General features: G+C 36.4%; 15 protein-coding genes. 6 read left to right on the top strand and 9 right to left on the bottom strand.

Annotated elements, in window-relative coordinates:
- The first annotated feature begins 121 nt into the window (after positions 1 to 121).
- Positions 122 to 1,324 carry an MFS transporter gene (locus tag ACXYMZ_RS01490; RefSeq protein WP_458946903.1) on the top strand — a complete coding sequence of 401 codons (1,203 nt, stop codon included), beginning with the start codon at positions 122 to 124 and terminating at the stop codon, positions 1,322 to 1,324.
- 319 nt (positions 1,325 to 1,643) lie between these two features.
- Positions 1,644 to 1,889, top strand: a complete 246-nt coding sequence (locus ACXYMZ_RS01485) for a YuzB family protein (protein WP_458946902.1) — start codon at positions 1,644 to 1,646, stop codon at positions 1,887 to 1,889.
- 53 nt (positions 1,890 to 1,942) lie between these two features.
- Here the strand turns inward: ACXYMZ_RS01485 and ACXYMZ_RS01480 are convergent, their stop codons facing one another.
- The 6 genes from ACXYMZ_RS01480 to ACXYMZ_RS01455 all read right to left on the bottom strand — a co-directional run bounded on the left by ACXYMZ_RS01480 (position 1,943) and on the right by ACXYMZ_RS01455 (position 8,756).
- Positions 1,943 to 3,112 carry an iron-containing alcohol dehydrogenase gene (locus ACXYMZ_RS01480; RefSeq protein WP_458946578.1) on the bottom strand — a complete coding sequence of 390 codons (1,170 nt, stop codon included), beginning with the start codon at positions 3,110 to 3,112 and terminating at the stop codon, positions 1,943 to 1,945.
- A 12-nt stretch (positions 3,113 to 3,124) separates the two neighbouring features.
- Entirely contained in the window at positions 3,125 to 3,505 is a 381-nt protein-coding gene (locus ACXYMZ_RS01475; RefSeq protein WP_458946577.1) for a RidA family protein, read from the bottom strand.
- Between the two features lie 86 nt (positions 3,506 to 3,591).
- Entirely contained in the window at positions 3,592 to 4,926 is a 1,335-nt protein-coding gene (locus ACXYMZ_RS01470) for an MATE family efflux transporter (protein ID WP_458946576.1), read from the bottom strand.
- A 158-nt stretch (positions 4,927 to 5,084) separates the two neighbouring features.
- The gene (locus ACXYMZ_RS01465) at positions 5,085 to 7,112 is read right to left on the bottom strand and encodes a TRAP transporter permease (RefSeq protein ID WP_458946575.1); all 2,028 of its coding nucleotides are present in this window, start codon (positions 7,110 to 7,112) and stop codon (positions 5,085 to 5,087) included.
- Positions 7,102 to 7,635 carry a DUF1850 domain-containing protein gene (locus ACXYMZ_RS01460; protein ID WP_458946574.1) on the bottom strand — a complete coding sequence of 178 codons (534 nt, stop codon included), beginning with the start codon at positions 7,633 to 7,635 and terminating at the stop codon, positions 7,102 to 7,104. Before ACXYMZ_RS01460 ends, ACXYMZ_RS01465 begins: the two co-directional genes overlap by 11 nt.
- A gap of 137 nt (positions 7,636 to 7,772) precedes the next feature.
- Complete coding sequence (locus ACXYMZ_RS01455; protein ID WP_458946573.1) at positions 7,773 to 8,756, bottom strand: TAXI family TRAP transporter solute-binding subunit; 984 nt, start codon at positions 8,754 to 8,756, stop codon at positions 7,773 to 7,775.
- Positions 8,757 to 9,026: 270 nt separating this feature from the next.
- Between ACXYMZ_RS01455 and ACXYMZ_RS01450 the strand changes: the two genes are divergently transcribed.
- Complete coding sequence (locus tag ACXYMZ_RS01450) at positions 9,027 to 10,307, top strand: hypothetical protein (RefSeq protein WP_458946572.1); 1,281 nt, start codon at positions 9,027 to 9,029, stop codon at positions 10,305 to 10,307.
- 64 nt (positions 10,308 to 10,371) lie between these two features.
- Here ACXYMZ_RS01450 and ACXYMZ_RS01445 read toward each other — a convergent pair whose 3' ends face one another.
- Entirely contained in the window at positions 10,372 to 13,542 is a 3,171-nt protein-coding gene (locus tag ACXYMZ_RS01445) for an SNF2 helicase associated domain-containing protein (RefSeq protein ID WP_458946571.1), read from the bottom strand.
- A 3-nt stretch (positions 13,543 to 13,545) separates the two neighbouring features.
- Positions 13,546 to 14,745, bottom strand: coding sequence for an MFS transporter (locus tag ACXYMZ_RS01440; protein WP_458946570.1), 1,200 nt, complete (start codon positions 14,743 to 14,745; stop codon positions 13,546 to 13,548).
- A gap of 295 nt (positions 14,746 to 15,040) precedes the next feature.
- On the opposite strand from ACXYMZ_RS01440, the gene ACXYMZ_RS01435 reads away from it, so the two are divergent.
- The 3 genes from ACXYMZ_RS01435 to ACXYMZ_RS01425 all read left to right on the top strand — a co-directional run bounded on the left by ACXYMZ_RS01435 (position 15,041) and on the right by ACXYMZ_RS01425 (position 18,664).
- On the top strand, positions 15,041 to 16,006 hold the full coding sequence (locus ACXYMZ_RS01435; RefSeq protein WP_458946569.1) for an ABC transporter ATP-binding protein: 966 nt from the start codon (positions 15,041 to 15,043) through the stop codon (positions 16,004 to 16,006).
- Positions 15,969 to 17,222 (top strand): ABC transporter permease, encoded by a 1,254-nt coding sequence (locus ACXYMZ_RS01430; protein WP_458946568.1) that lies wholly within the window; start codon positions 15,969 to 15,971, stop codon positions 17,220 to 17,222. The genes ACXYMZ_RS01435 and ACXYMZ_RS01430 overlap by 38 nt, the downstream gene beginning before the upstream one ends.
- Positions 17,223 to 17,572: 350 nt before the next feature.
- The gene (locus tag ACXYMZ_RS01425) at positions 17,573 to 18,664 is read left to right on the top strand and encodes an N-acetylmuramoyl-L-alanine amidase (RefSeq protein ID WP_458946567.1); all 1,092 of its coding nucleotides are present in this window, start codon (positions 17,573 to 17,575) and stop codon (positions 18,662 to 18,664) included.
- Positions 18,665 to 18,711: 47 nt separating this feature from the next.
- Here ACXYMZ_RS01425 and ACXYMZ_RS01420 read toward each other — a convergent pair whose 3' ends face one another.
- Positions 18,712 to 19,617 carry a LysR family transcriptional regulator gene (locus ACXYMZ_RS01420; protein WP_458946566.1) on the bottom strand — a complete coding sequence of 302 codons (906 nt, stop codon included), beginning with the start codon at positions 19,615 to 19,617 and terminating at the stop codon, positions 18,712 to 18,714.
- Positions 19,618 to 19,716: the final 99 nt, after the last annotated feature.

The following is a 19,716-nucleotide window of genomic DNA, read 5'->3' as shown; positions in this document are numbered from 1 at the left end:
TGAGCTTATCTCTTTAAATTTATTTCGAAATGCGTTATATTTAGAGTACCGAAGTATTTCGGCAGAAAGAAGGGTATTAAAAATCGATTCAGATAAAGTCTTAAAACGTAATTTATCTATTATGTGGTTTGCGAACTTTTTCATTAGTGGAAGTATGACTATGGTTATTCCGTTTATATCACTTTACGTCGCCTCATTAGGCAATTTCACGGATTCTTATGTTCAAACATGGTCAGGTTTAATTTTCGCTGTTACTTTTATAACAGCATTTATATTCTCTCCCATCTGGGGAAGAATTGGAGATAAAGTTGGAAGAAAAAAAATATTAATTATTTCTGCCGCGGGTATAGGAATATCCGTATTTTTAATGGGATTTGCTACCTCCGTTTGGCAACTATTCTTCCTCCGTCTAATTATGGGAGTCTTCACAGGATTTATTCCAATGTCACAAGCCTTTATTGCAGTCCAAACACCTAAAGAATCAGCTGGAAAAGTGCTAGGCACTTTACAAACTGGTGGAATCACTGGTGCACTTATGGGACCAATGCTTGGTGGAATGCTTGCAGATATGTTCGGCTTTGCAAGTACATTTAAATGGGTATCTGTTACCATTTTCTTATCAGCATTCCTTGTCTACTTTGGAATCAAAGAAATTCAAATGAAAATCTCATCAGATGCTCGCGACAATAAATCCTATACAAGTAAAGAAGTTATTAAGCATATTATAAGTAAACCTGTTTTACTAGTTGTCATGTTGCTTTCTGCCTTGGTTCAGATTGCACACTTTAGTATTCAACCAATTCTTTCTCTATTTGTAGAAGAGATCCATGGACCTGTAAATATTGCATTCTTCGCTGGGATGGCTTTCTCAGCAGCTGGATTAGGTAACCTTTTAACATCGAGAAGATGGGGTAAAATTGGTGACCGGGTTGGTTATATTAAGATCCTCATCATTTTATTATTCGCAGCAGGAATTGTTTATTTACCAGGTGCATTTGTAACAAATATCGGACAGCTCATTGCACTCAGGTTCTTACTCGGAATTGCAATCGGTGGAATCGTACCACTAAGAATTGCTTATATCCGACAAGAAGCACCATTATCCATGCAAGGTGAAGTGCTTGGTTATAATACAAGTTTACGCTTCTTAGGAAACGTAATCGGCCCTGCACTCGGTGGATTGATTGCTGCTCTTTATGGATTCTCGTCTGTATTCTTTGTAACAAGTGGACTACTCATCTTAAGCGGAATAATTATGTTGATCACTTGGTACACAACAGAATATGAACTTAAAGATTCAAAAAACGTCTCATATAAACACTAATTTAAAAGCTTGAGAAACCTTCGTTTCTCAGCTTTTTTAATGCAAATATATTGCGTCGACTCGAGAGATATGATTATACTAAGAGAACAAAGGCGTAAGCGCCCGTTCAGCGACGTACAAACTGGAGCACTTCGCAATGAGATATAGGAAACACGGCGAGGTACGAGCCGATGTTGACTTATCGATTGGAGGAGTGCGAAGTTTGATAGTCGTTGGGCGCTGGAGCCGGACGTGGCTATTCTTCAAAAAAAGAGATAGCCACCAAGTCTAAACTCCATAGTTTCTTATGCTTCAAGCAAAAATAGAAAGTGTGATTCACATGGGTATTGTTGTAGTAGAAATATGTGATGGAAATACAATTACTACTGTAGACGTTGAAGAAATTCTTGAAACTGAATTTCCAGAGGTCGCTGTCATTATGAATGAATGTTTGAACTTTTGTGGGCTGTGTGCTGTAAGGCCATATGCGCTTGTAAATAATAAAAGAATTTTCGGGAAAACTCCTGAAGAATGTCTTGATAAAGTAAGAATTGCAATTAAAGAGGAGCTAAGTTTATATCAATAAACTTAGCTCCTCTTTTTATGACATTTCCCGGGAAATATCGTCATGTTTCATGCTTATAAACTAGCTTGTAAAATTTCTAAAGAAGCTGCTTGATCAAGCTTTTTAAAGTTACCGTATTCCTTACGAACGGAAACTGCTTTTTCAGAGATTTTGTCTAAATCTGTTTCTGTAATATCATAATCAGATAATTTACTTGGTGCACCTATTTGATTCCAGAAAGACCGTAATGCAGCAATTCCTTCTAATGCTATTTCTCTATCTGTTTTTCCTTCCGTACTTACATCAAAGACTCTTATTGCAAGTTGCTTGAAGCGGTCGACATTATTTTCATCTAGTACATATTCCATCCAATGCGGGAACAATATTGCGAGTCCTCCACCATGTGGAATATCATGTACTGCTGAAACGGCATGTTCTAGGTTATGTGTTGCCCAATCTCCTCGAAGTCCAACACTAACCATACCATTCAATGCATACGTACCATTAAGCAAAACAATCTCACGATAATCGTAATTTTCCAAATCATTTACAAGTTTTGGCGCTGTCTCAATCATGGAAAGTAAAATCCCTTCACATAATCGGTCTTGCATAGGCGTATTTTCCGTTGTATGAAAATAATGCTCAAACACATGAGACATGATATCAACAATACCGTAAATTGTCTGATCTTTAGGAACAGATATGGTATACGCCGGATCTAAAATAGAAAATTTCGGGTAAGCATCTTTTGAAGACCAACCATGTTTCTCATTTATTTCCCAATTTGTAATGACAGAGCTTGGATTCATCTCAGACCCTGTTGCAGCAAGCGTAAGTACCGTGCCAAATGGTAATGCACCTTGAGGTTGTTCTTTTTTCATTACAACATCCCACATGTCAGCGTCTGTTTTAGCTCCGACTGCAATTGCTTTTGTACAATCGATTGTGCTTCCACCACCAACGGCTAGTAAAAAGTCAATTCCCTCACGTTTACAAATGTCCACACCCGCACGCACAGTTGAAATCCGTGGATTAGGTTCTACACCTGCCAGTTCATATACAGTAGCATCTATTTCTTGTAGTTTATCCATCACTTGATCGTAAATACCGTTTCGCTTAATGCTGCCCCCACCATAGATGACCAACACTTTACTTCCATATTGCTTTACTTCTTCGCCTAACTGTTCAATTTGTCCTTTTCCAAATATTAATTTGGTAGGATTATGATAAATAAAATTATCCAAATCTATTGCCTCCTATTTTTGAATATGAGCAACAACATCTATTTCAACCAATACATCCTTTGGTAGTCGACTTACCTCAACGGTTGCTCGAGCAGGATATGGTTCTATTAAATATTTTCCGTAAATTTCATTCACTGTAGCGAAGTCTTCCATGGAGCTTAAATAAATGGTGCATTTAATTGCTTGTGTAAAATCAGTACCTGCTTCTTTCAGAATAGCATTCAGGTTTTCCATCACTTGTTCTGTTTGCTTCTCGATACCCTCAGCAATTTCCCCTGTCTCAGGGTCAAGTGCAATCTGACCTGACACAAACAGGAAGTCTCCAGCCTGAATTGCTTGTGAATATGGACCAATTGCTGCTGGTGCGTTTTCTGTATGAATTGCTTTAACCATATAAACTCCTCCTTTTTATTAACTATTCTTAATATACCATCTCACCCTAGTCGACGCCATTAGAGACTATATTAGCTAGTCACTGACTACCTAAATAAATCCTTCTCTCTGAACTTCCCATATCTATAATAAAGAATGGCCACAATACTACTTATAATAAAGCTGCCGCCCATCCCCAATGCAATACCTATTTCACCATAAAGATTAGCAAATAATGCTGTTAAGGGATATCTTAATATCCAAAATGAGATAAGATTTAAAATCAGAACTTGATACATTGCACCTGCTGCTCGTACAATTCCATTTAGAATAAAGTTAATTCCAAGGAATGGAAAACATAATGCGATGATCGTTAAGTACTGTTTTCCAAATGCAACTGCTTCCTCGTCACGTATAAATAACTTGATTCCATATTCTGCAAAGATTATAACGAATATCCCGATAACAACCATAATACCGAAGTTATATAAGACTCCATACTTTGCAATCTTCTCAACACGATCCCAGTTTTTTATTCCTATATTTTGTCCAGCCATACTTGTGATAGCAATACTAAACGCTTGTGCTGGAAGCATGATCAAACTATCCAAGCGCTGTGCAGCACTAAATCCTGCGACAACTCCACCACCGAACATAGCAACAACACTCATTATTGCAGCCGAACCAGCTGATATAACGGCCATCTGTAAACCCGATGGGATACCTAAATGTAAGATTAAGCGAATTTCTTGCCAGCTCGGTAGTTTAGGAATAGAAAATGGTGCAAGTCTATGACGTCTTAAGTATATGTATCCATATATAAATGCTATTCCTTGAGAAACTACAGTTGCATAGCCTGCGCCAGCAATTCCCCAGTCAAAAACGGAGATAAATAATGGATCTAAAATTATATTTGCTAGTACTGCAACTGTTACAAATTTTAGTGGTGTTTTACTATCACCAAGTGCACGCATTACTGTACTAATAAAGTTATATCCGAATAAAAATAAAATTCCCAGGAAGTTTATTTGTAAGTAAGTTTTAGCATCCTGCAGCATCACTTCAGGTGTTCCAAGTAAGCCGAGGAGTTGCTCTGCAAAGAAATAACCTACTATTCCGAGGAATAGAGCAATGGTAGTCATCAGTACGACAAAGGCATTTAAATACCTTTTTAAACCCTCACCGGAATCTTTTCCTTTTTGTTGTGAGAGAATAGTTAATGCAGCATTGTTTAACCCAATAATAAACGCTAGAACGGTAAACAGAATTGTTCCTGAAATACCAACCGCTCCAAGTGCATTTGCTCCTAGTAAATTTCCTACCCATAAGCTATCAATAAACTGATAGGAAACCTGCAAGAGATTCGTTAATAAAATCGGCCCTGAGAAAAATACTAGCTGCTTTAATATATTCCCTTCTGTAAAGTCATATTGTTTTTTCATTTTAATACCAACCTTCATACATGCTACTAATCATCATACTGAAACAAGCCTTAAAAAAATATGAAAGTGAATTATTTGCGAGGAATCCCAATTAAAATGCTGCAAAAAAATAGGAGACCACTTATCTAAAGAGTGGTCCCCTATTATTATTCATTTAATTATGCATTAGATGGAGTCGGTTTATTTTCTTTTGTTGTTTTTTCTCTAGTCATAAATTGAATAACTAGCATAATAACAAAGATTACTGCTCCAAAGATATCTGAATAACCTTCTGGATAAATTAATAATAACCCTGCAACTACTGCAATGATTCGTTCAACCCAATTAAGTTTGCGATACCAGAAACCTATAAGCCCTGCACCAATCGCAATCATCCCTGTCAGAGCTGTAATAATAATCGAAGTTAAGCCCACGAAGGTAACATCAATCATCAATAGCTGTGGTTCAAAAACAAACATATACGGGATAATAAAGGCTGCAATTGCCAGCTTGGCTGCATTGATTCCTGTACGTATTGGTTCTCCTCCAGAGATTCCTGTGGCCGCAAACGCGGCTAAGGCAACTGGCGGTGTAATATCCGCCACGATTCCGAAGAAGAATACAAACATATGAGCAGCTAATACTGGTATTGCAAGTTCGTATTGATCACTTAGTGACATAATTGCAGGTAAAGCAATTGTTGACGTGATAATATAGTTTGCTGTTGTTGGTGATCCCATCCCAATAATAATGGAAGTAACCATCGTGAATGCTAATGTAAGTAAGATTAACGCCATTTCATTTGTTGCGATGGAAGCAGCTAATCCTACTAGTCCATTACCTAACTTTAATCCTAAACCTGTTTTCGTAACAACTCCTACAATAATACCAGCACAAGCTGTTGCTGCTGCTACACCGAGAGCCGTCCGAGCACCTTCTGTTAAAGCAGTAATTAACTTAGATAAAGTAAATTTACCTTCATTATTTAAGAACATATTCGTTTCTTTGCTAAACATACTTACAATGATACATGCGAGAATTCCATAAATTGCTGTTCTTTCAATACTATATCCATCAAATAAAAACCAGACGATTGCTAGTATTGGAAGAAGTAAATATAGTTTTTTCAGTACAGCGATTTTACTTGGTAATTCTTCTTTAGGCAGTCCTACTAAGCCTAAACGTTTTGCTTCAAAATGCGTCATCACCCAAATACCTGTGAAGTATAAAAGAGCGGGGATGACAGCTGCTTTAGCAATATCCCAATAAGGAACCCCAGCAAATTCAATCATTAAGAATGCGGCTGCACCCATAATTGGTGGCATGATTTGTCCACCAGTTGAAGAAGCTGCTTCAACGGCTCCAGCGAAGTTTGGTTTATAACCTAAACGTTTCATCATTGGAATCGTATAAGAACCAGTTGTTACTGTATTTGCTACTGAACTTCCTGAAATTGTTCCGTTCAACGCACTTGAGAAAATAGCAACCTTTGCAGGACCCCCAACTCGTTTCCCTGCAATAGCAAGTGCTAAATCATTAAAGTAAAGACCAACACCTGTTTGGACCAAGAATGCACCAAATAACAAGAATAAGAAAATATACGTAGATGAAACTTGTAATGGTGTTCCTAAGATACCTTCAGTTGTAAAGAACATCGAATTAATTAATTGTTCCAAGCTTAGCCCTCTATGAATCAACATTCCCGGCATTTGCGGGCCGAAAAGAGCATATAACAAGAATAAACCTGCAATGATTACTATCGGGAGTCCTACAGCACGCCTGGCTGCTTCTAACACTAGAAGTATTGCCAGACCTCCAATAAATACTTGCACTAAATCAATTGCGCCGACTTTTTGAACCAATGTATCGTAGAATACTGGCCAATATGCCGCAACTGTAATGGAAAGTGCAACTAGTATCCAGTCATACCATGGAACACTTGATTTCTTCAAACCTCTTTTTGCTGGGAACAGCAAGAATATTAGTGATAAAGCAAATCCTAAGTGGACCGTTCGTTGTATGTATGCAGTATAAGCACCAAAAATTCCTGTATATAAGTGGAATAAAGAGAATGCAATTAGTGTGAAAAATACAATCCAACCTACAATTCCTGTTAGTTTTCTTGTATTTGATTCTACGTCATATTTTTCCATAAGTTCTTGTTGTTCTTCTATTGATATTTGATTTGATTGGTTTTTATCCGACATCGATTTCCACTCCTTTCAAAAGCTCCCAAGTTGTTACCCTTTTTACCTGTACCCTAAACCAAGCACCTGGTTCAAAATAATCATTAAACCAAACCATATTTTGTTCCTCTTCTTCTCCTGCACTCCACAGAAGTCGATGTTCGGAAACCGTTTTTCCATTTCGAATATTTATAGACTCAAAGATGTTATTCAGATTAGAAATATGATATTTACCATCTTTATATTCAAATACCTCTTCACCTTCTGCATTGGAAGGCATACCTATCCCAAAATGCTCAAATATAATTTCATACTGCTTTATATTTAATTCTTCAGTAACCTGATATTTTTCTACAACATCTGTTAGATGAATCGAATGTGTAAATATAATTTCAAATGTTTCTCCTTCGTTGATGGGAAGAAACGCAGCGATTTTATCCGTGTTTTCTTCATAAAATACAATAGCTGTTTTTACGGGGAGGATAAAGAAAAGTATTATTATAAGTAGGATTAATATAAAAGATATTGCAAATTTAACCTTCATAGCTGACTCACCAGTTTACTCAGGATAAGTAATTCTAACTTCGAATGACTTTTATCATATGTATTTCTAATTTATAAAGCAGCCGGCTTCAAAACTAATAGGAACGTCTTGAACGCCGGCTACAATTTTAATTCATTTTATTCAAGTACTCCTTGTTCTTTAAAGAACTTTTCAGCACCTGGGTGGAAAGGAATTCCAATACCTGCTACACCATTTTCAATTGTAATAAATTCACCTTTAGAGTGAGTGATAGATCCTGCGTTTTCATAGATTGCTTTCGTAATTTCATAGACAGCATCTTCTGATAGAGTGTCTGTAACAGCAACCATCGCACCTACAGCAACTGTATTGATATCATCATCAAGACCACCGTAAGTTCCACCAGGAATCGTATCTGCCGAGTAGTACGGGTATTCTTCTATAATTGAATCAATTTTATCTTGTTCAATTGGAAGAATAATGTAATCTGTTGTTGCACCTAAACCTTCAACTGCACCTGTTGGCCAACCTGCAGTAATGAAAGCGGCATCAATATTACCATCTTGGATCCCACCTGTAGATTCACCAAAATCTAAATGCTCTGCATCAATATCATCCATTGTCATACCATGTGCTTCAAGAATTTGTTCAGCGTTAATGTACGTTCCTGAACCAGGTGCACCAACTGACACTGTAGCTCCTGCAAGATCTTCAACTGAATTAATTCCTGCATCTGCTCTTACAACAACTTGCACTGTTTCTGGGTAAAGGTTTCCAATTGCTAATACATTATCAACCTTGTTTCCATCAAATGCATTAATTCCTTCATAAGCAAACGCTACAACGTCGGTTTGCACGAATGCAAGTTCAGCATTTCCGTCAGCTAAATCTTGCACGTTATCTGCTGATGCGTTAGATGAAAGCGCATCCGTTTGAATGCCAGTTTCATTTGTAATAATTGTTGCCATCTCTCCACCAAGTGGGTAGTAAGTACCACTCGTACCACCTGTTAACATACTAATTAGTTCTGGGTCTTCCCCATCTTCTCCGTCTGCCCCATTATCGTCTCCTCCACATGCTGCTAGAAGTAACGTTACAGCAACTAACATCGCGAGAAGTGAATATAAATTTTTCTTCTTCAAAATAAAAACCCCCTTTATTTATGTAAGTTAGATTCTAACAAAAAATCACACTTTGTCAATAAAATAATCTACTATGAGCGCTAATTGGAAATAAATTAACATAATTTTCATAGTTAAAGACATTACTAATCTCCAATTATAGGTAGAAAATACTATAAACTGATTATTCCACCTTTAAAACTTCCTCTCTTCTTGACAATATTACGAAAATTCAATATGATGAAAGCAATTATACCTATTAACTATTTTCCAATAGATTGGAGTGAGCTTATGAAAATTAAAGTCGCAGCTTTTGGGACAAAAGATACGGTAGGACGTCTGATGGGTCTTGCTTCTAACTATGAAGATATTGAGATTCTTCCATTTATCTATAGAAAAGCGGAAGAAACTGTAGACCTACTTAATACAGTATTTGCTAGTGATGTCTATTTATTTTGTGATCCAATATCCTATCAGTATGCAAAAGATAAAATCTCTAAAAAGCGTTTAGCCACCGTCATGGTTGACTTTGATCCATATGCTCTTTCAACTAACTTCTATTCTATACAGCAAATTGATACTCAAAGACTAGCAATAGATGTTACGAATGAAAGTACGCTCGAAGAAACGATAAATGCATTAGACATTAAAGATAAGCCTACTTATGTATATGTACATGATCCTTACGAATATCCCAATATCCAAAAAATAGTTTCCTATTATCAAGATCTATGGGAAAACGAGAAAATTGATTATGTACTTAGTTCGCTTGAAGAAGTAACGGATCAATTAAAGGAAAAAAATATAGCTTGCGATACATTAAAAATTCCAGACTTTAATCTTGTGAATGCAATTGAAGATAGCCTCTCACTTGCGAACCTAAAGGATTCAGAAAACAAACAAATTGTTACTGGTTATGTTTCTGTCAAAGGATTGAATCGTACTGATGAAACTATCGCGCCTTACGCAGAAGATGTTTTAGATAAGTTAAAAGGGATTTTACAATCCTTTACCAATAAAACAGATGCTAACTTTGTACGTACAACGGATGACACGATTATGGTGTTTGGTACCGATAAGATATTAAAACATTTGAAAGAGCATTATAGGGAGTTTCCATTATTACAAGAGTTAAAATCTACTATGAAGCTACCTGTATACTTAGGTTTTGGATTAGGATTAAATGCAAAAGAATCCGCCGCAAATGCGAGTATTGCTCTTGAAGCATGTAAAAAAAGCGAGCATAGCATTTGTTACATCGTTAACGAAAGACAAGAAATGATTGGCCCAATCGGAATTAAAAAGGAAATTGATACGTCGAGTTTATACCGAGCACTTATTCATGATGCAAGGTTAAATAATGAGCTATCTTATAATTTTATAGATTTTATTAAGGAAAGAAATAATGAACCTTTCTCCACTAATGATGTTGCGTTATTCTATCAAGTTACGAAGCGTAGTGCAGAACGGACGGTTAATAAACTGCTAACTGGAAAGGTAATTAAAATTTCTGGTAAAGAACGTCCATATACAAAAGGTAGACCAAGAAAGTTATTTACTTTAAACCAATAAAAATGTAGCCCCCTGTCATCTAAATATTTTAGATACAAGGGGCTACTTTATTTTTAATGAATCATTATAAACTCAATAATTCTTTTATGTCATCTTCACTTAGGCTGCTTAGCATGGCTTCGCCTGGTTGAATGACTTGATTAATAAGTTCGCGTTTCTTCTGTTGCAGTTCGTAAATTTTTTCTTCGATTGTACCTTCTGCAATCAAGCGAATCACTTGGACAATATTTTTTTGACCAAAACGGTGTGCTCTACCTGTTGCTTGGTCTTCAACTGCTGGGTTCCACCATAAATCATATAGAATTACGGTATCTGCACCGGTTAAGTTAAGTCCAGTACCTCCAGCTTTTAAGGAAATAAGGAAGATATCCTTTTCCCCGCCATTAAAACGTTCACTCATTTCTAAGCGCTCTTCTGAAGGGGTTTTTCCACTTAGATAGAAGAAATCAATTCCATCTTTTTCTAATTCCTTAATGATAATTTCATGCATGCTTGTAAATTGTGAGAAAATCAGCATACGTTTTTTATTTTCCAATGCTGTCTTCACCGTGTCCATCAGCTGCTCCAGCTTTCCTGAAGTGCCTTCGTAATTCTCAATAAAGAGAGATGGGTGACAACATATTTGTCTAAGTCGCGTTAAGCCTGCAAGAATCTTCATACGGTTTTGGTTAAAGCCACTTTCATTGATTGACTGCTTTGCTTCCGATTGGACTTGCTGCAGGTAGCCGACATATAGTTCTTTTTGTTCCTGTGTAAGTTCTGAAACACTTACCGATTCAATTTTATCCGGCAACTCTTTTAATACATCCTGTTTCAAGCGTCTTAATATGAATGGCCTTGTAATAGCAGCTATTTTTTCATTGGATAATTGCTTGAATACACGCTGACTCGGCATTAACCCAGGTAAAACTACTTGGAAAATCGCCCAAAGTTCTTCAATTGAATTTTCGATAGGAGTTCCACTTAAAGCAAAACGTCGTGTTGCCTGAACCTGCCTTATCGCTTGAGAAGTCTTCGTTGCATAATTTTTAATAAATTGTGCTTCGTCAATAATCATCGACTGAAATACAATATCCTTGTAAAGCTCGATATCTTGACGCAATGTAGAGTAGGAAGTAATCCAGACATCCATATGTTTTTCTTCTTCGATTTTCTTTTGTCTTTCCTGTGGTGTTCCAGTTAAAATCGCCACATTTAAATGTGGTGTAAACTTATCAAATTCATTTTTCCAATTATAAACAACAGAGGATGGCGCAACTACAAGGTGAATCTTGTCGCTCGGCTCTGAAGCAATATAAGAGATCGTTTGAATCGTCTTCCCTAACCCCATGTCATCGGCTAAAATCCCACCTAAATGATAATGACTTAGAGACTTAAACCACTGATAACCTGTAACTTGGTAATTTCTTAAAGTTGCGTTTAAAGTAGTTGGTAACTCATACACTTGCTCTTCCGGTGCTTGCAAATGGTGCATAAGTGAACGGAATGCTGGATCATAGGTTTTCTTTGTTTCAATTAATTCATCAATTTGCGCACTTCGGTACAGTGGCATCTGAACATTTCCATCATCTGTTAAATCCTTATTTTTTACGTTCATATCATTAAAGAACTTATTAATAGAAGAAAATGCATCATTTTCAAGCGACATGACTGCACCACTTTGTAACCGGTAGAAACGTTTTTTCTCGATTACAGCCTGGAGAATTTCATGTACTTCCTGGTCATCTACGCCGTCGATATCAAAGCTAATTTCTAGAAGGTTCGTGGCAGAATCAAGTTTTACATTTGTTGTAGCAGATGGTTCATGCTCAACAATCATATATTTTAATTCTGAAGTTAAAAATAACTCAAGTTTCTCTGCAAGCTTCGGTAAGATATGATAAAGAAACTCATAGAGCTCCTCTTCGTTTTCAGATTCCAAAAATAATTCTTTTCCATTGTAATGAAAGTTCGCTAGCTCAATCAGCTGCATGATTTTCGCTTCACTTTCAACATCACGCATAATGATTACATCATGGAGCTCACGTCCATTAAATGGATCAATTAAATGTTTTCCATAATGGTATTCTAATTTTCCTGTGATAATATCTTCTTTCTGTTCGAGGTAAAACTTTGCTTGAAGAGGAACTTGAATGACTTCCTCTATAATTTCCTCAGCAACCTGTACATCCCCTATTACTTTTAATGAAGGAATGACCTCAGAGAAAAATTGATCTGCTTGAGCTTTTGATATGGCTAATTCAAAATGCTTCAAGTTAAAACGATTTAAGCTCTTTACAATATTTAACTGTTCCCTCTTTGAGTAGTAAAACACGCCTTCACTGTAAAGCATCTCGTATTCCATTAAAATCTCTACATCGTTTCCTTCTGTCAAACTTAGTGTGACATCTTTATTATCATTTTTTTCTAGAAGGAATTGGAATGGTAAGCTATCTTTTTCAACTACCAGGGGCTGATGTGTATGCTCTTGGACAGTTACAAAAGACGTACGCTCTTCTAACATTTCTAATATATTTTTTGCGATAAGTGTCGGGAGTAGGATAAATCGTTTATCCGCTGAACCCGAATGTGGTAAAAATGAAGATTGATAAATGCTTTCGTTATAGTAAATAGCGTATAATTTTTCAAAAATAGCTAAGTCCTGTTGTAAAAAATAATGCTCTCTAGGTTGATAAGTAAACTTCTTTGTAAAAAAGTGTTCACGTTCATCATGAACAGCCTCTAAGAATTGAAAGGCGTTTTTTACGACATAGCAGTGGCTCTCTCCTACTTTTAATTCAAGTAAGAGCTGTCCTTTATAATTTGTTTTTATATAATATTCAACTTGAAGTGGTAGTTCTGTTGATATACTTACCGTTTTCTTTTCATAACTTTGGAAAGCACTCATTGTATGGATGAAGTTATCTGTTAGCGTATAGTTTCGATTTGCATTTGCAACCCCGCCCTTTAAATCTTGGGCTTGCACACTTAATAAAACTGCAACAATATGTTTACAGGAGTTATACGTATCGAAAGCTGGACAATCACAATGCGTTTCGATGACGTTGTTCGCAATATCTTCCATACTAATTTCCACGAAATACTCTTCTGTTCCATACACAGTAGCCGTCCAAACTTGATGATTCATATCATAAGTTAAATCTGATACACGGTTTTTATTGAAATATTCCATTCCGCGCCTGAAAATAACGGACGGGAAAAATTTACTTAAATTAATATCTTTTAACGTTTTCACGTATTATAACCTACCTTTTGCCGTTTGCTCGCGTTTATTCTTTATAAAGAAATAAATATAAAATGCCATTGAAAATAGAATGGAAATCGCTGATGCAATATAAATCGACGCATAATTTAATGTAGAAGCTAATAAACCAAAGAAGATTGCTGCTGACCCAATTCCTAAATCAAAGAAGGAAAAGAAGGTCGCATTTGCCATTCCTTTACGATTTGCCTCTGCTTTATCCACTGCCCATGCCTGTAATGCAGGTTGTACGGTACCAAAACCGAATCCATAAATAGCTGCGGCAATTAGAAACACTGTCATATTTGGAAGCCAGGCTAATAAAAGCATGGATGAAAAGATCAAAATTGTGCCTGGTATGAATACATATAGGTGACCTTTCTTATCATAAATCCTTCCAGCGAATGTTCGTGAAATCATAAGGAAAATCGCATAAACAAGGAAGTATATCTCGATCCCTTCAACATTTCTTTCCATCGCATGTAGTGGTAAGAATGTCGCTATCCCTCCAAATGTAGCTGTTATAAAGAACATAAGGATAGCTGGTTGAATTGCTGTTTTTTCAAAAACATCGAAACGAGCAACTTTTACTGGTTCAGGAATCTCTTCTACTTTCTTGTAACGTATTCCAAATGAGAATAGAAGTGCAATTAATCCAAGGACAGCACAAATGAGAAATAGCGTCTGAAAGGATATAAACCCAATTAACCACAACCCAAGTGATGGCCCTAATGCGAGCGAGATATTACCTGACAATCCGAAATAACCCATCCCTTCCCCGCGTCTTTTTGGAGGAATTAGATCTGTCGCAATTGTCCCTCCAGCTGTAGTTGAGAGACCCCAACCTACACCTTGAATCAAACGAACAACTCCTAAAAATAGTATACTCGCTACAAATCCGTAAATTCCCATTGTCACTAAGAACAATGCTAAACCGAATATATAAATAAATCCTCGTCCCTTAGTTTCTAAAGCATGCCCTGCCCATGGTCTGACGAGTAATGCCGAGAATGTAAAGATCCCAACGATAAGTCCAATCGTTTGATCGCTGCCGCCCAGTTCTTTTACATAGAGAGGAAGCGTCGGTAATGTCATTTGAAAGCCAAGAAAAATAAAAAAGTTTGCAAGCCAGATATAAATAAAATCTCTTGTCCAAATCTTTTCCCTAATGGGCTGATTCTTTATCTTTTCTTCCATCACAATCCTAAACTTCCTCTCCTCATTGCTTAATACTCTATTATACAGTATTGCGAAACAAATTTGAATTAATCAAGACCAATTGGTTTTCTAAGTAAATTTAAATTCTTTAATCCATATCCAACTTTAGCTTTTGGCTATGGAAATGCTTCTTGTGTTAAACTTGTAAAACTTACCTTTATACCAGATAAATTTCCAAAAAAATAATAACTTATGAAACTTCCAAGCTATTTTTTCGTATCACTTATTATAACAAACTTAATTTTACATATTTTTATTGAAGGGTGGTTTATAAATGAAGGAAACAATACTTAAAGTAAATGGTCTAAATAAGTATTTTAAAGACAAACAAGTACTACATGATATTTCATTTGATGTTAAAAAAGGGGAAATCATGGCGATTCTTGGACCAAACGGTGCTGGGAAATCCACAACAATCCGAAACATCATGGGAATCATGTACCCCGATGAAGGTGAAATTACTTTTCATAACGAAAGTGGAAAAGGAATTCCAAAACATAAAATCGGTTACCTTCCTGAAGAGCGTGGTCTATACAAAAACGTAAAGGTTATGGATATTCTTCTTTATCTCGCTGATTTAAAAGATTATCCATTAGATAAAGCAAAAGAACGTATCCTTTACTATTTAAAAAAGTTCGATCTTGAGGGCAAAGAAAAAGTAGCGATTGAAGAACTTTCTAAAGGAATGGGCCAAAAAGTACAATTTATTGGTTCCATTATTCATGAACCCGAATTACTCATACTTGATGAGCCTTTTTCTGGACTAGATCCAGTCAGTCAAGATGTTTTCAAAAATGAAATTCGTCATTTAAGAGATAATGGTACAGCAATACTACTATCCTCACATCAAATGAATCTAGTAGAAGAAATGTGTGATCGTTTATTCATGATTCAACGTGGACAAAAAGTAATCTATGGCACATTAGATGATGTAAAAACAGAATATGCTAATTTTAAATGTACGATTAATGGAATGAACGACATTTCCTTACTCGAAAAAATTTCAGATGTCGAATCTGTGGAACAAGACGGTGACCAGTCCATTCTATACTTAACAAGAGATGTAAACCCTAGTGTATGGCTAAGAAACCTACCTGCAGAACTTACGATTAATGAATTATCAATTGACAGAGTTTCTTTACATGAAATATTCATTGATATTGCAACAGATAAACGACTGATTACGAAAGGTGGTAAGCCATTTGAAGAATTCAATGAAAGTAGCGAAATGGGAAATTAAGCGTAACGTAAAAAATAAATCCTTTATCATTAGCTTATTCCTAACACCATTACTTATAATCGGATTTGGTTTTATTGGAAGTTTAATAGGTGGAGGCTCTGAAGATGATGTAGCTGACGCTGATGAAATCTTATTGTATGTTCATGATGCAATTGGTGTCTATGACGAAATCGAAGCTACCGCCACCGCGGCTGATTTAAATTGGACAGTAAGTCAGACAGATATAACAGAAGACGAAGTTGAAAGTGAACTCGTTGATAGTGAAAATGTTGCTTATCTATTTTTAAATGAAGAAACAGTTTCTTCTGGCTCAATACCTGTCTACACAAGTGAAGGCATGGATGCATTTTTCATTCATCAAATAAGTACCCTTCAAGGACCTGTGCTTGCCTATCAAATGGATCAGTTGGGACTGACAGATGAACAAGCAGCAGCTGTCATGCAAGGGGTTTACTTTGAAGAGGTAAATATTGCTTCTGGAGAGACAGATGGGACTGTCGTTGAAGAATCGGGATTTGCTGATGATGAATTTATTGCTAAACTCGTCCCAGCTGGATTTGCAGCTATTATTCTAATTTCTATTGTCTTTACTGGTATGGCAATTTTCCAAAGTGCTTCACAAGAAAAGAAAGAAAAAATTGCTGAAATTATTCTTTCTTCCTTAACACCTGGTGAACTCATGCAAGGTAAAATTATCGGTTATTTTGTTTTAGGACTTATTCAGACGGCAGTATTGATGATTTTCTTAATTCCATATCTACTGTATCTGACAGATATACCATTCTTTGAATACCTATTCGTACCAGAGACAATTCTGTATCTTGCTCTAGCAGTCTTAAACTATTTAATGTTTGCAGCTATTTTCGTAGGAATTGGTGCGACAATGGAAGATATATCTACAGCTGGAAACTTCCAGGGTTTGGTTATGATGCTTCCATTCTTGCCAGCAATTTTCATTGGTCCAGTACTTGCAGACCCATCTGGATTGATGGCGCAAATTGGTACCTACATTCCATTCACAGCACCAGGTGTCTTACTCGTAAGACTTGCGATGCTTGATGTTTGGCCTTGGATTGAGATTATTATCTCGCTAGTTATTATTATTGTAAGTACAGGTCTATTTATTAGATTAGCAGGCAAGATCTTCCAAGTTGGTATTTTGATGTACGGTAAAAACGCCACACCTGGCGAAATTTGGAAATGGATTAGAGCATGACCTACCCTTACACAAAAGAAGTAATATGGTTCTATTTTCTTTTTGAGCAATTTATACTATAATAATAGTATAAGGTTGTTAAGGCAGGAGGTAATTAGTATGTTGATGTATGTTATAGCAATGGGGATCGGACTTTGCATCACTCTCGTAATTGCGAGTGAGGTATGGGATTAATGAGTTAAAGCAGTGGACAATATCGTTCCACTGCTTTTTTTGTTTAAAATATTTTTGTGGCTTCTAAAATAATAAAACTAATTTTCAATAATCTCTAATATTTACTTGTCTCCAATTTAGTTTCATATTATGATAGATTTATTGATTACATAATTTTTCCAACCAGGGAGGTCTACATGAAATCCATCAAATTATTTATAGCAATCATTCTTGTTCTTCCATTCTTTTTAATCGTACAAGACACAGCACAAGCAAACGGTGCAACATATGAAGTAAGCTCATCAATCCTACATGTTAGAGAAGAGCCCGCAGCAAACTCAACAATCATTGGGCTTTTGAAAAAAGGAGATAAAGTAACTATTTTCCAAGAGAAGTACGGCTGGGCACAAACCTACTACGCCGGAAAAGTTGCTTGGATAGCGAAGCATCACCTGATCGCGACGAATACCACGACCAAACAACCAACGCCCGTATCCCAAGTATCTGGAAATGAAGTAACTATTACTGCTTCAAGTGTTCATGTTCGATCAGGCCCGGGAGTTAATTATACTTCTATTGGTGGCACAACTGCTGGAAAAAACTTCACCGTAGTAGATCGCTCTGGTGATTGGCTGAAGATTTCATTAGCAAAGGGAAAAACCGGTTGGATTGCTGCTTGGCTCACAACGGACGCGAAGCAAAAAACAGCAACAACTCCTGCAGCAAGTGTACCTGTAAAATCTTCGAACAACTCATTGGCAGGAATTAATATCGTTATTGATGCAGGTCATGGTGGTAGAGATTCTGGAGCTATTGGTATCGATGGGGTTTATGAAAAAGACATCGTTGTAAACACAGCAAGACAAATCGCTAATACACTTCGAGCATATGGCGCAACAGTTATCGAAACGAGAACTGCTGATTATTTCTTAGCTTTAGATGAACGAATCGATATAAGTAATGCATATAATACGCATGCTTTTATCAGTGTTCATTATAATGCTTTTCCAGTCATGTCTGTGTCTGGACTAAATACTTTTTATACAGGAATCAATGGACGTGAACTTGCTCAAAATGTACATAACTCTCTTGCAACTTCACTCCCTCTAAATAACCGAGGAATGGTGCCTGCAAATTATAAAGTACTTCAACAAACGAATGCACCAGCTATTCTTTTAGAGCTCGGTTTCCTAACAAATCCATATGATATGTCAGTAATTCGTACTGCTGGTCATGAACAACAGGTGGCAGAAGCGGTTGCAAATGGACTTTTAAATTACTTTGATTAAATTTTGATCCCGTTTCTATTAGTAGAAGCGGGATTTTCTATTCCCTTTTATTTCTGGAACCTTTCGATACGACTAAAGAAATCAACGACAAATTCGTAAAATACTTTTTCCGTTGGTAATAATTCTCGGTCTTCCGGAATAATAATACCTACTGTTCTCGTAACCTCTGGGTCTATAATAGGAACCTGAACGGTGGAGCGAGGAGTATTTTCTAATAAAGCACTTTCTGGTATTAATGAAATTCCAAGGCCTGCTGATACAAAGCCTTTAAGAGAATCTAGTGTATCTCCTTCAATCGTGATATTCGGTGTAAATCCAATTTGCTCACATGCATCAACAATGATGTCTCGTAAAATATAGCTTTTAGGGAAAAGAATAAAGTTTTCTTCACGTAGTTGATGCAGTTTTATTGATGTTTCTCTTGCTCTTGGGTGCCCAGCAGGTAATAATGCTGAAATTCTCTCTGTTGATAATACTTTACCAATCAATCTTTTTTCTTGGGTCGGAACAGGTGCAAGGAATGCCATATTGGTTTTCCCTTGAATAACAAATTCTTTGAGTTCATAGTAATTCCCTTGGATAAAATGAAAATGGACTTCAGGATATAGCTTGCGAAAAGTAGAAATAATTGTTGGCATAATAAATAAAGCAAGGCTGCTGGCAAATCCAACATGAATCGTACCTTTTTTCGGATCTGTGTATTCTGTAATTACTTGTTTAGCATCTTCAATTACTTGAAGTGCTTGTTCCATATGTTCTAGAAAAATTTCTCCGATAGGGGTTAGTCGGACATTTCTTCCTTCACGAATAAATAGGTTCACTTCTAGTTCTTGTTCTAGTTTAGCAATTTGTCTACTTACTGCTGATTGAGCAACATGCAGACTGTTAGCTGCTTCTGTAACATGTTCTTTTTTAGCAACTTCAATGAAATATCGAATTTGTCTTAATTCCACTTTATCCCCCCTTTTTTCTATTATCTCATATTGGCATCAATTATATCTAATATTAGCATTGCTTAGATGAATGAAGAAGCGTAAAATGGAAATTAATTG

The organism is Oceanobacillus sp. CAU 1775 (assembly GCF_054482815.1).
Note: the sequence above shows the minus strand (reverse complement) of the source record. Positions and strands in the feature narration are given on the sequence as shown.